This window comes from Gordonia alkanivorans NBRC 16433 (genome assembly GCF_000225505.1).
Taxonomy (GTDB): Bacteria; Actinomycetota; Actinomycetes; order Mycobacteriales; family Mycobacteriaceae; genus Gordonia; species Gordonia alkanivorans.
The window spans coordinates 187,650-200,267 of record NZ_BACI01000120.1; the positions used below are offsets into that span (position 1 = coordinate 187,650).

At 66.7% G+C, this 12,618-nt stretch carries 11 protein-coding genes and 2 tRNA genes; 8 read left to right on the top strand and 5 right to left on the bottom strand.

Annotated features, from left to right (window positions below; translation table 11 throughout):
• Nucleotides 1-34 precede the first annotated feature (34 nt).
• From recF to GOALK_RS22620, 7 genes are all read left to right on the top strand, one after another.
• Entirely contained in the window at nt 35-1,249 is a 1,215-nt protein-coding gene (gene recF / locus GOALK_RS22590; protein ID WP_006361173.1) for a DNA replication/repair protein RecF, read from the top strand.
• Complete coding sequence (locus GOALK_RS22595; RefSeq protein ID WP_006361174.1) at nt 1,242-1,829, top strand: DUF721 family protein; 588 nt, start codon at nt 1,242-1,244, stop codon at nt 1,827-1,829. Before recF ends, GOALK_RS22595 begins: the two co-directional genes overlap by 8 nt.
• Before the next feature lie 345 nt (nt 1,830-2,174).
• Nucleotides 2,175-4,238 carry a DNA topoisomerase (ATP-hydrolyzing) subunit B gene (gene gyrB, locus GOALK_RS22600; RefSeq protein WP_006361175.1) on the top strand — a complete coding sequence of 688 codons (2,064 nt, stop codon included), beginning with the start codon at nt 2,175-2,177 and terminating at the stop codon, nt 4,236-4,238.
• Nucleotides 4,239-4,282: 44 nt separating this feature from the next.
• Nucleotides 4,283-6,772, top strand: coding sequence for a DNA gyrase subunit A (gyrA, locus tag GOALK_RS22605; RefSeq protein WP_006361176.1), 2,490 nt, complete (start codon nt 4,283-4,285; stop codon nt 6,770-6,772).
• A 103-nt stretch (nt 6,773-6,875) separates the two neighbouring features.
• Nucleotides 6,876-7,793, top strand: coding sequence for a DUF3566 domain-containing protein (locus tag GOALK_RS22610; RefSeq protein WP_006361177.1), 918 nt, complete (start codon nt 6,876-6,878; stop codon nt 7,791-7,793).
• A gap of 67 nt (nt 7,794-7,860) precedes the next feature.
• A tRNA-Ile gene (locus GOALK_RS22615) sits at nt 7,861-7,934 on the top strand.
• Between the two features lie 59 nt (nt 7,935-7,993).
• Nucleotides 7,994-8,069, top strand: a tRNA-Ala gene (locus tag GOALK_RS22620).
• A 68-nt stretch (nt 8,070-8,137) separates the two neighbouring features.
• Here the strand turns inward: GOALK_RS22620 and GOALK_RS22625 are convergent.
• On the bottom strand, nt 8,138-8,704 hold the full coding sequence (locus tag GOALK_RS22625) for a dihydrofolate reductase family protein (RefSeq protein ID WP_006361178.1): 567 nt from the start codon (nt 8,702-8,704) through the stop codon (nt 8,138-8,140).
• Nucleotides 8,705-8,780: 76 nt separating this feature from the next.
• Between GOALK_RS22625 and GOALK_RS22630 the strand changes: the two genes are divergently transcribed.
• The gene (locus tag GOALK_RS22630) at nt 8,781-9,350 is read left to right on the top strand and encodes a TetR/AcrR family transcriptional regulator (RefSeq protein WP_006361179.1); all 570 of its coding nucleotides are present in this window, start codon (nt 8,781-8,783) and stop codon (nt 9,348-9,350) included.
• A 6-nt stretch (nt 9,351-9,356) separates the two neighbouring features.
• On the opposite strand, the gene GOALK_RS22635 is transcribed toward GOALK_RS22630, so the two are convergent.
• From GOALK_RS22635 to mrf, 4 genes are read right to left on the bottom strand one after another with little or no spacing between them, the layout of a single operon-like run.
• Nucleotides 9,357-10,076, bottom strand: coding sequence for a type 1 glutamine amidotransferase domain-containing protein (locus tag GOALK_RS22635; RefSeq protein WP_035753885.1), 720 nt, complete (start codon nt 10,074-10,076; stop codon nt 9,357-9,359).
• Between the two features lie 35 nt (nt 10,077-10,111).
• Nucleotides 10,112-10,945 (bottom strand): SDR family NAD(P)-dependent oxidoreductase, encoded by an 834-nt coding sequence (locus GOALK_RS22640; RefSeq protein WP_006361181.1) that lies wholly within the window; start codon nt 10,943-10,945, stop codon nt 10,112-10,114.
• The gene (locus tag GOALK_RS22645; protein WP_006361183.1) at nt 10,935-11,183 is read right to left on the bottom strand and encodes a hypothetical protein; all 249 of its coding nucleotides are present in this window, start codon (nt 11,181-11,183) and stop codon (nt 10,935-10,937) included. The genes GOALK_RS22640 and GOALK_RS22645 overlap by 11 nt, the downstream gene beginning before the upstream one ends.
• A gap of 31 nt (nt 11,184-11,214) precedes the next feature.
• Complete coding sequence (gene mrf / locus GOALK_RS22650; RefSeq protein ID WP_006361184.1) at nt 11,215-12,594, bottom strand: ribosome hibernation factor-recruiting GTPase MRF; 1,380 nt, start codon at nt 12,592-12,594, stop codon at nt 11,215-11,217.
• Nucleotides 12,595-12,618 lie beyond the last annotated feature (24 nt).

Genomic DNA, 12,618 nt, shown 5'->3' on the forward strand with positions numbered 1-12,618 from the left:
GCGCCGCGCACCCAGCCGATCACCGCAACCGACCGTGTTCGTACGTGAGCTGCACCTGAGGGATTTCCGCTCGTGGCAGGCCGTCGACCTCGATCTGCGGCCCGGCCCGACGGTCTTCACCGGCCGGAACGGCTTCGGCAAGACCAACCTGCTCGAGGCGCTGTTCTACCTGGCGACCCTGCGGTCGCACCGGGTGAGTTCCGATGCTCCGCTGGTGCATTCCGGATCCGCGTCGGCCCTGGTCACCGCCACCGTCGAGAACGAGGGCCGGGAGCTGACCGCGGAACTGCGCATCAACGCCGAAGGTGCCAACAAGGCGTCGATCAACCGCAGTCCCGCCCGACGATCCCGCGATCTGCTCGGGATCCTGCGGACCGTGCTGTTCGCTCCCGAGGATCTCTCGCTCGTCCGGGGGGATCCCGGCGACCGGCGACGTTTCATCGACGAACTCGTCGCCCAGCGCGGTCCACGGTGGGTGGCCGCTCGCGCCGACTACGACCGGGTGCTGCGACAGCGGTCGGCGCTGCTCAAGACGGCGGCCGCGGCGCTGCGGCGCGGCGGTGACCAGGCCGAGTCGGTCATCAGCACGCTCGATGTATGGGACGGTCAGCTCGCCGATCTGGGCGGACAGGTGACCGCGGCACGGCTGCAGGTCCTGGCCGAGCTGGAACCACATTTCACCCGCTCCTACGCGTCGATCGCGCCGCATTCGCGGCCCGCGACCCTGCGCTATCGGCCCGCCGGCGGCGTCGAAGTCGAGACGGCCACGGCCGAGTCGATCAGCGAGATCCTCACCGCTCGTCTGAGCGACTTGCGCGACAAGGAGATCGATCGCGGTATGTGCCTGGTCGGTCCGCACCGTGACGACATCGACATCGTGCTCGGCACCGACGTAGCGAAAGGCTTTGCCTCCCACGGTGAATCGTGGTCGCTCGCACTCGCTCTGCGGTTGGGCTCCGTCGAACTGACGCGCGCCGAGGGGATCGAACCGGTCATCATGCTCGACGACGTCTTCGCCGAACTCGACGCCAAGCGTCGGGAGAAACTGGTGGAGTTCACCGCCGGCGCCGAGCAGTTGCTGATCACCGCAGCGGTCGCCGACGACATCCCGGGCGAGATCGGTGGCCGTCGGATCCTCGTCGACGTCGTCGAGGACGCAGACGGTCGCCGGTCGACGGTCGTCGGAGACGAGTCGGATTCACCGCCCGAACGCGTCGGGGAACCGGTGAGCGGGGTCTCCGATGAGTGACGAAGCACCTTCGTCGCGTCCCGACGCAGCCGGGGAGCCGTCGAACCGGCCGATCGAACCGGGCGAACTCGGCGGATACGAACGTGCCCGGAAGGCTCTGGAGGAGGCCCGCGCCGCGGCGCGGGCGGCCGGGAAGTCGGTGGGACGCGGTCGCGCGTCACCCGTGCGCCGCACACCGCGGGGTGCCCAGACACGTAAGCGATGGTCAGGGTCGGGTCCCGATGCGCGGGATCCGCAGCCCTTCGGTCGTCTCGTCGGCGGTCTGGCGAAGGACCGCGGCTGGCAGGAGAAGATCGGCGAAGGCACCCTGTTCGGCATGTGGGACCAGATCGTGGGAGCCGACATCGCCGCACACGCGAAGCCGATCGAGTTGCGGGACAACGTACTTCACGTGCAGGCCGAGTCCACGGCATGGGCCACGCAGCTGCGGTACGTGCAGTCGCAGATCCTGGCGAAGATCGCGGCGGCCGTCGGAGACGGCGTGGTGAAGTCCCTGCGCATCAGCGGCCCCAAGGGTCCGTCGTGGCGTAAAGGCGAACGTCATGTGCGGGGGAGAGGCCCGCGGGACACCTACGGCTAGGCCGGGCTTAGCAGACTCGTCCGCACATTACTAGTCGATGTGCCCCGTGAGCCGACTTTCCTCCCCAAGCCACGATCGAACCGGGCTAGTCCCAAGAAAATCGATCTGAGGGCCTGTTAGCGGCCCCGGATGCACGTTCCTGGGCAAGTCAGGCAGTACACTGTGAGGTGTTGTCCCGACAGGGGACCACCAAACGGCAGAACGACCGCCGCCTTCAGGCAACCCGGGAAGTCCCGGGCATACCTGTGTGCGCATCGACCTGCCCGCCCCCTGGTCGAGTAGATCGAAGACGGATCTCGGGTACCTGGGATCCGCCGATGAGCAGAACAGGAGCGGACGCACCTCGTGGCCGACACCAACGACACCGGACCCAAGAAGAGCAAGAAGAAGCCGTCGGAGTACGGCGCGGACTCGATCAACATCCTCGAAGGTCTGGAAGCCGTCCGCAAACGGCCCGGCATGTACATCGGTTCCACCGGTGAACGCGGCCTGCACCACCTGATCTGGGAGGTCGTCGACAACTCGGTCGACGAGGCGATGGCCGGCTTCGCGAGCCGCGTCGACGTGACCCTCCTCGAGGACGGCGGAGTCCAGGTCGTCGACGACGGTCGTGGCATCCCGGTGGAGAAGCATCGGACCGGTGTGCCCACCGTCGAGGTCGTCATGACCCAGCTGCACGCCGGTGGCAAGTTCGACTCGGATTCCTATGCGGTGTCCGGTGGTCTGCACGGCGTCGGCATCTCCGTGGTGAACGCCCTCTCGACCAAGGTCGAGCTGGAGATCGCGCGCGACGGTCACAACTGGACACAGGCCTATTCCTACGCCAAGCCGGGTGCCCTGGAGCAGGGCGATGCCACTCGCAAGACCGGTACGACGGTGCGGTTCTGGCCGGATCCCGACATCTTCACCGAGACCACCAGATTCAACGCCGAAACCGTGGCGCGTCGTCTGCAGGAGATGGCCTTCCTCAACAAGGGTCTGACCATCACGCTGACCGATCAGCGCCCCCAGGCCGTCGAGCCGCCCGGCGATCCCAACGGCGACGAGGACGCACCCACGACCGATGTCGCCGAGGTCGTCCTGTCGGAGACCGAGAAGGCCCAGGCCGCAGCCAAGCCGAAGACCCGGACGTACCACTACCCGGACGGGCTCGTCGACTACATCAAGCACCTCAACCGCACGAAGCAGTCGATCCACAACACGGTCATCGGGTTCAGCGCCAAGGGCGAGGGACACGAGGTCGAGATCGCGATGCAGTGGAACGCGGGTTACTCGGAGTCGGTCCACACCTTCGCCAACACGATCAACACCCATGAGGGCGGCACGCACGAAGAGGGCTTCCGCGCGGCGCTGACCAGCACGGTCAACAAGTACGCCCTCGAGAAGAAGCTCATCAAGGAGAAGGACGGCAAGCTCACCGGCGACGACATCCGCGAGGGTCTCGCCGCCGTCATCTCGGCGAAGGTCTCCGACCCGCAGTTCGAGGGCCAGACCAAGACCAAGCTCGGCAACACCGAGATCAAGGGCTTCGTCCAGCGCACCTGCAACGAGCACCTCGGTCACTGGTTCGAGGCGAACCCCGCCGAGGCCAAGATCATCATCAAGAAGGCCGCCGACTCCGCCCAGGCCCGCATGGCCGCGCGTCGTGCGCGAGAGATGGTGCGCCGCAAGACCGCAACCGACATCGGCGGCCTCCCCGGCAAGCTCGCCGACTGCCGCAGCAACGACCCCACCAAGTGTGAGGTCTACATCGTGGAGGGCGACTCGGCCGGCGGTAGCGCCAAGTCCGGCCGCGACTCGATGTATCAGGCGATCCTTCCGCTGCGCGGCAAGATCATCAACGTCGAGAAGGCCCGTATCGACCGAGTTCTCAAGAACGCCGAGGTCCAGTCGATCATCACGGCCTTCGGTACCGGCATCCACGACGAGTTCGACATCGCCAAATTGCGGTATCACAAGATCGTGCTGATGGCCGACGCCGACGTGGACGGCCAGCACATCTCGACGCTGCTGTTGACGCTGCTGTTCCGCTTCATGCGACCGCTCATCGAGCACGGTCACGTCTTCCTGGCGCAGCCGCCGCTGTACAAGCTGAAGTGGCAGAAGTCGGCTCCGGAGTTCGCCTACTCCGACCGCGAACGTGACGGTCTCCTCGAGGCGGGACGTGCCGCCGGCAAGAAGATCAACACCGACGACGGTATCCAGCGCTACAAGGGTCTCGGCGAGATGAACGCCAAGGAACTGTGGGAGACCACCATGGACCCGGCGGTGCGCGTCCTGCGTCAGGTGACGCTCGACGACGCCGCGGCCGCCGACGAACTGTTCTCCATCCTCATGGGTGAGGACGTCGCCGCACGTCGAAGCTTCATCGCCCGTAACGCGAAAGACGTTCGCTTCCTTGATGTCTGATCACGGATCGAATGGATTCGCAGTGATCGGAGAAAGAACACACAATGACTGACACCACCCTGCCGCCTGCCGACGGTGAAGGCGACCGGATCGAACCTGTCGATCTCGGCCAGGAGATGCAGAAGAGCTACATCGATTACGCGATGAGCGTGATCGTGGGCCGCGCCCTCCCCGAGGTGCGCGACGGTCTCAAGCCGGTGCACCGCCGCCTGCTCTACGCATCCTTCGATGCCGGTTTCCGTCCCGACCGCAGCTACGTCAAGTCGGCGAAACCCGTTGCGGAAACGATGGGTAACTACCATCCCCACGGCGACACCGCGATCTACGACGCCCTGGTGCGCCTCGCACAGCCGTGGTCGATGCGCTACCCGCTCATCGACGGACAGGGCAACTTCGGTTCACGCGGTAACGACGGCGCGGCCGCCATGCGTTACACGGAGGCCCGCCTCACGCCGCTCGCGATGGAGATGCTCCGTGACATCGGCGAGGAGACAGTCGATTTCACGCCGAACTACGACGGCAAGACCCAGGAACCGACGGTACTGCCGGCCCGGATCCCGAACCTGCTGATCAACGGCTCCGGCGGTATCGCCGTCGGTATGGCCACCAACATGCCGCCGCACAATCTCAACGAGGTTGCGGATGCGGTGTTCTGGGCGCTCGAGCACCACGACGCCGACGACGAGACGACTCTCGCCGCCTGCATGGAATGCATCAAGGGACCCGACTTCCCCACGGCTGCACTGATCGTCGGTAGCCAGGGCATCAAGGACGCCTACACCACCGGCCGCGGCAGCATCCGCATGCGCAGCGTCGTCGACATCGAGGAGAACAAGGGAACCACCACACTGGTGGTCACCGAGTTGCCCTACCAGGTCAACCCGGACAACTTGATCCAGTCGATCGCCGAGCAGGTCAACGAAGGAAAGCTCAAGGGCATCAGCCGGATCGAGGACCAGTCCTCGGACCGCGTCGGCATGCGCATCGTGGTCACGCTGCGTCGTGACGCGGTCGCCAAGGTCGTGCTGAACAACCTGTACAAGCACAGCCAGCTCCAGACCAGCTTCGGCGCCAACATGCTGTCCATCGTCGACGGCGTGCCCCGCACCCTGCGTCTCGATCAGATGATCCGCTACTACGTGGCGCATCAGATCGACGTCATCGTGCGCCGCACCCGGTACCGGTTGCGCAAGGCCGAGGAACGCGCGCACATTCTGCGCGGTCTGGTGAAAGCCCTTGACGCACTTGACGAAGTGATCGCGTTGATCCGCCGGTCGGCCAACACCGACACCGCGCGCACGGGCCTCATCGAGCTGCTCGACATCGACGAGATCCAGGCCGACGCCATCCTGGCGATGCAGCTGCGTCGTCTGTCGGCGTTGGAACGCCAGAAGATCGTCGACGAACTGGCCGAGATCGAGCTCGAGATCGCCGATTACAAGGACATCCTCGACAAGCCGGAGCGTCAGCGCGCCATCGTGCGTGACGAGCTCAAGGAGGTCGTGGAGAAGTACGGCGACGCGCGTCGTACCAAGATCATCGCGGCCGACGGCGACGTCAGCGACGAGGATCTGATCGCCCGCGAGGACGTCGTGGTCACGATCACCGAGACCGGCTACGCCAAGCGCACCAAGACCGACCTCTACCGCAGTCAGCGTCGTGGCGGCAAGGGCGTGCAGGGCGCGGGCCTCAAGCAGGACGACATCGTCAAGCACTTCTTCGTCTGCTCGACCCACGACTGGATCCTGTTCTTCACCACCAAGGGTCGGGTCTACCGGGCGAAGGCCTACGAGCTGCCCGAGGCCAATCGCACCGCGCGTGGCCAGCACGTCGCCAACCTCCTGGCCTTCCAGCCGGAGGAGCGCATCGCCCAGGTCATCCAGCTCAAGACCTACGAGGACGCCCCGTACCTGGTACTCGCCACCCGCAACGGTCTGGTGAAGAAGTCCAAGCTCGTCGACTTCGACTCCAACCGCTCCGGCGGTATCGCCGCGATCAACCTGCGCGGCGAGGACGAACTCGTCGGCGCCCAGCTGTGCAGCAAAGACGATGATCTGCTGCTGGTGTCGCAGAAGGGCCAGTCGATCCGGTTCCACGCCGACGACGAGACCCTGCGCCCCATGGGCCGGCAGACCTCGGGTGTACAGGGCATGCGGTTCAACGCCGACGACACCCTGTTGTCGCTCAACGTGGTTCGCGAGGACACCTACCTGCTCGTCGCGACGTCGGGTGGGTACGCCAAGCGCACCGGCATGGACGACTACCCGGTCCAGGGTCGCGGCGGCAAGGGCGTGCTCACCATCGCCCACGATCGCCGGCGCGGTGAACTCATCGGCGCGCTCATCGTCGACGACGACTCGGAGCTGTACGCGATCACCTCGGGCGGCGGTGTCATCCGCACCGCGGCCAAGCAGGTCCGCAAGGCGGGACGCCAGACCAAGGGTGTGCGTCTGATGAACCTCGACGAGGGCACCACCGTCATCGCGATCGCCCGCAACGCCGACGAGCCGGAGGAGACGGACGCCTCGGAGTAGGCGTTAGGGTTGAGAACACGTGCAGCCGACCAGTCGGTGGCGGTAGAAAGTGACCCGACGCGTCGATGTCCATCGGCAGTGACGCCAGAGTGAGGGATTGCCTGTGAGCACACCGAACGAGCCGAGCCAGGAGCAGAACGGGCGCCCGTCCGGGAACCCGTCCGGTCCCGGAACGGGGACACCGACCGGTGGGCTGGTGCCGCCGTGGCAGCGCGGACCGGTCGAGGAATCGTCCGGTTCCGCGCCGACCGAGGCGTTCGGGCGTGAGGACGACTCGCGCCCGAACGCGCAGGACAACCCCGGCGGCCTGCCGCCGGAGTCTCGGGGCGGCCCGCCGCCGGAATCTCGGGGCGGCCCGCCGCCGCGGGGCATCGTGACCAACAGCGGCACGGCCGCGGCCAGCATGAGCGGTCAGCAGGCTCCCGTCACCAAGCTCGACAGTCCGCGTCGGCCGGGCTCCGCCGTCGCGACCGAGGAGCCCGGTTTCGTCGAGTCGCCGACGAGCACCATCGACCGGGAGAACCTGCCCGGACACGATCTGCCGGATCTCGATCAGATCCACCACACGGCCGATCTGAAGCGTCCTCCGGAGGCGCCGCCGGCCGCGGCACCGTCGAAGGTCGCGCCCCGGTCGGCACCGCGTCAGGTCGGGGCGGGTTCGGCTCTGCGCGCCGCGGTGCAGCTGCGTCGGATCGATCCGTGGGCGACGTTCAAGATCGCCGCGGTGCTGTCGTTCGTCGGATTCTTCATCTGGATGATCGCGGTCGCGGTGCTGTACCTGATCTTCGACGGCATGGGCATCTGGGATCAGGTGAACAACAGCTTCGGAACGCTCGTGGCGGACGAATCGAGCACCGCGGGGGATGTCATCGGGGCGGGTACCGTTTTCGGCGTGGCGGCTCTTCTGGGGGCCGTGAACGCCATCCTGTTGACGGCGATCGCGACGGTCGGCAGCTACATCTACAACATCTGTGCCGACCTCGTCGGCGGTGCCGAGGTGACGCTCGCGGATCTCGACTGAATCGAGCCTCTGACCAGCTGTTTTGGTTGGTGGGGGATCCGTCGGGTAACCTCACTTCTCGGTTCAAGGGCCTATAGCTCAGGCGGTTAGAGCGCTTCGCTGATAACGAAGAGGTCGGAGGTTCAAGTCCTCCTAGGCCCACTGCGACGGAAGTTTTCGGACTCCCAATTCGCATCCCGTCGACCGATTCCGGTCGGCACGGGGCCTTAGCTCAGTTGGTAGAGCGCTGCCTTTGCAAGGCAGATGTCAGGAGTTCGAATCTCCTAGGCTCCACCACTGCAAGAACCGCAACGCACCACCGGACCCCGGTGGTGCGTTTTGCTTCTCGGGCATATTCTCCGCACTCAGGCGCGGACATACTCGGTGAACGACACCCCGGTCTCGAACTCCCGGTTGCTGACCCGTTCGAACCGTCCCGGTGCGTACGTTCCGGGCGCGAACAGCGAGATCCCGTCCCCGAACAGCAGCGGTTGCCGTTTGAGCACCAGGCGATCGATCTCGCCGATCAACTGCGTCGCCAGCGACCCGCCCCCGCAGAGCCAGATGTCCTTGCCGCTCCGGGACTTCAGCTCCCGCACGAGTTCCACGGGATCGCGGTCGGTGAACGTCACGCCGTCGACCGGTTCCGGCTTTCGGTGGGTGAACACGTACTGGTCGAGATGCCGGTAGGGACTCGGCGCCTCCGGCAGGCCGACCGCGTAGGTGTCGGCGCCCATGAGGACGGTGTCGAAGCCGCCGCCGCTCTGGTCGATCCCGAGGGCCGTCGCGTAATCGGTCGGGATCGTGTCGGCGAAGCGCTCGTTGATGCCGACCATGTGGTCGCCCTCGACGAGAAAGGCGTCGAACTCGCCGTTCGGCCCCGCGATGTACCCGTCGAGGCTCACCGCCACGTAGTACACGAGTTCTCGCAATGCTCACTCCAATCACTTCAGATGTAGTGGTTAGGAATGTACAGCAGCTGCAGTGGTCGGCGCTATCGTTTTCGCTATGGCCCGAAACGACGAACGACGCCGCGCCCTCGCCGACGCGGGACTGACGGTGCTCGCGACAGCGGGCGCACGCGGACTCACCCATCGCGCCGTGGACCGGGAGGCGGGCGTTCCGCAGGGCACGACGACGAACTACTTCCGCAACCGCGCAGCGTTGCTCCAGGGGCTCGTGGAGCGCATCGGTGAGCGACTGGCGCCCAGCGACGAGTTCATCGCCGCACGGGCAGGCCAGTCGCCCAGTCAGAAGCTGTTCGCGGAGTATCTTCGCAACATCGTCGAACGACTCCTCGCCAACCGGGAGGTGACGATCGCCCTCATCGAATTACGACTCGAGGGCATCCGCCGACCCGAGGTCGCCGAGATCATCGGGGAATGGCGTCGAACGGGCTTCGCCGGCGACGTGGCGTTCAACGAGCAGGCGGGCCTGCCCGGGTCCGCTCGCGAGATCGCGCTCTTCCACTACGCCGTCGACGGCCTGGTCCTCGACCGGCTGACCGGACCGCTGATGCCCGAGGAATCGCTCGACGACATCGTCGACGCGCTGGTCGACGGACTGCTCCCGGCCTAGAGGCCGCTACGCGGATTCCTCCGCGACCTTCTTCACGCGGTGCAAGACCTCGCGGGCCAGCTTCTCCGACGACGCCGGGTTCTGTCCGGTCAGCAGGTTGCCGTCGGCCTGGGTGTGCACCGTCCACGGCAGGCCGAGCGTGACCTTGAAACCCTCATGGGTGAGCCGGTTCTCGAGTAGCCAGGGCGCCTTGTCGGCGAGTCCGGCCTGCTGCTCCTCGGCGTTGCCGAAGCAGGTGACCGTACGACCGGAGAACACGTTCACGCCGTCCTCGCCCTTGGCGGCCAACAGGATCGCGGGTCCGTGGCACACGATGCCGATGGTTTTCTTGGCCTGGTCGGCGGCGATGAGGAGCGCACCCGCGTCAGCGTCCACCGCGAGGTCCTCCATCGGCCCGTGCCCGCCGGGTACGAACACCGCGTCGTAGTCCGCGACGTTCACGTCGGTCAGGGCGATCGGTTTCTGCAGTTCGGGGGCGGTGTCGAGCACGTTCCGGATCTCTTCGGCCCGTTCCACGGATCCGACCGCATCCGGGCTGAGGCTGCCCTCGTCGACCGGGGGACGCACGCCGCCCGGGGTCGCGACGGTGACCGGGTATCCGGCCTCCCGGAACACCTCGAGTGGTGCCACCGCCTCCTCGGCCCAGAAGCCGGTCTTGTGACTCGATCCGTCGTTCAGCGTCCATGCGTCGGCGCCGGTCATGACGAAGAGGATGTTGTGCGTCATCTTGCGCTCCTTCGGTTGGGGTGACCCGGGGCGGGTCAGTTGAGCCCGGTGAGTTCCGCTGACTTCTCCCACAGTCCGTCGATGAGCTTCTGGTCGTGTGCCTGCCGGTTCTCGAGCCCGTTCGGCTTGTGCCGGCTGAAGTACACGCCGTTGACCGACGGATCCGCACCGCGTTCGGCGAGGGCGATCAGCGGTGCGGCGCCCTGCTCGGGAGTGATGGTCACCAATCGGGTGATCGGTGAGCGATAGGCGAGTCCGACGAACCGGGAGTCGCGTCCGAAGCTCGTCGCGGCGGGACCGGGATGTACTGCGGCGGAATAGATCTTGTCGTCGGACCACCGCTGCGAGATGCCGCGGGTGAACAGGATGTTCATCAACTTCGCCGTGCCGTAGGGGCGGAGGGCCAGCGCTCGGCGCTTCTCGAAGTCGAGATCGTCGAAGTCGACGCTGCCGGCCAGATTGCCGACGCTCGCCGTGTTCAGGACCAGTGACGAGCCGGCCGCGGCCAGCCGGTCGCGCAGCAGGTGGGTCAGCAGGAACGGAGCGAGATGATTGATCTGGAAGTTCGGCTCGTGGCCGTCCGCCGTGCGGTCCTTGTGATCGAAGGTGCCGCCCGCGTTGTTCATCAGGACGTCGATGGACTCGACGCTGCCGGAGATCTGCGCGGCCAGATCACGCACCTGGGCGAGGTCGGCGAAGTCGGCGGTGAACGACGTCGCGCCGGTCTCGGCCGCGATGGGCGCGAGTTTCTGCGGGGACCGGCCGACGAGGATCAGATTCGTCGACGGTCCGGACAGCGCGCGGGCCGCGATGGCACCGATGCCGTCGCTGGCACCGGTGAGGACGATGGTCCGCTTCTCACTGGCCATCTGCCGTGCCCTCCGATCCGCCGACCGCGTGATCCTTCGGAGCATCGGTGTCGGCCGGCGCCGCGTCGTAAGCAGCCCTCTCCTCCTCGATGCGCTTGGTCTCACCGACGGGGGCGTCGCCGGACGTGGGCAGCACCGAGTCCGGACCATCACGCTCCGCGGGCTGCTCGGGCATGTCGGGGTCGATCTTCAGGTCGTCCTCGGTCGTCGTCCACTCGGGCTGCTCGTTGTCGGCCATCCCTCCACCATGCCTGAGGATCGGCGAAACGTCACCGGTCGTCGTGGTGGTCCTCGGTTCGCCCGTTGCCGGATCGGCGGTCGGCGGCCGGGGCGTCGACCATCGGCGCCTCGACGTCGACGTCGTCGCACGGGTCCGCGTGAAACCGGCCGAACGGATCGTCCAAGGTGTCCCAGAAATCCTGTCCCGCGGCCAGTTCCACCTCGTTCAGGCAGGCGGCACGCAGCGCTTCGTCGATCTCGTCGGGGTCGCCGCGGTGGACGAGCACCACCAGCGAAGAGTGGCGATCCCCGAACGTGTCGTCCCAACGCAAGGCCCCGAGTGCTCTCCGTTCGGGTGAGACCCGGGCGAGCTCGTCGTCGTCCATCGCGGCGAGCCACCGACCACCCGGCGCGACGCGTAGCCCGCCGCCGGCCGACTCCAGCCACAGCGCCTCGTCCGGCTGGGTCGCGACCCACAGGCGTCCTCGTGCGCAGACCACTCCGTCCAACAGTGAGTCGATCGCATCGTGCAGGCGGCCCGGGTGCAGGGGCCGGTCGGTGTGGAACTCCATCCAGGTGACACCGCAGTCGGGATCGAGGGAAGGCTGGTCGACCAGGAGCGGGTCGTGCGGCCCGTCGATGCGCCCGCGCCGCGACGAAGGCGGGATCGCGGCGACCAGCTGCTCGACGAGCAGGGGAGTGAGCGGCCGCTCCGGCAACTCGAACATCATCGGCGCCCTCGGTGACAACCGCTTGAGGACCGCCATGAGGCGAGCGGACTCCCAGGCGTCCCGGGCGGCGGGATCGCTGCCGACGACGACGAGGGCGTCGGCGAAGGCCACCTGACCCACCGCAACCTGTGCGAGGGTGCGCTCGTCGTCGGGCGGTACGGGCAACACCTCGCACAACCCGAGATCGCCCGTCGCATGGTGCAGCCACAGTTCCTCTGCGACAGAGACAATCGTCGATTCAACCCGCACGTCGAGGGCCGCCGGTGCCGCGGGCGTGTCGGGCTCGTCGTCGACGACCACATGCTCGATGGACCACGCGATCCGTTCCGGTTCCAGGATCGGGTCGAGGGTGAGGACGATGCGTCGAACCGACGATCGCCGGTGAAGCCGTCTGAGCAGGGGCAGCAGATCCTCGCGCAGCGTGCACGACACACAACCGTGAGCGAGTTCGATCACCGTGACCCCCTCACGGCGGCGGCCGTCGGATTCCCGCCAGGTCAGGGTCCGGATCACGCGCCCGTCCCCGACTCCGCTGAGGTCGTGGTGGACCTGCACCGTGCCGGGATCGGACGTCAACGCGTCTCCGATCCGGCGAGATGTGGGTCGGTCCAGGCCGGTCACCAGGATGACGGGCGTTCGGTTGTCGGCAGGGAGGAATCGCATCTGCCCGTCCTCGGGATTCAGGTCGGCCACGTCCACACTCCAGACTATTGAGAATCATTT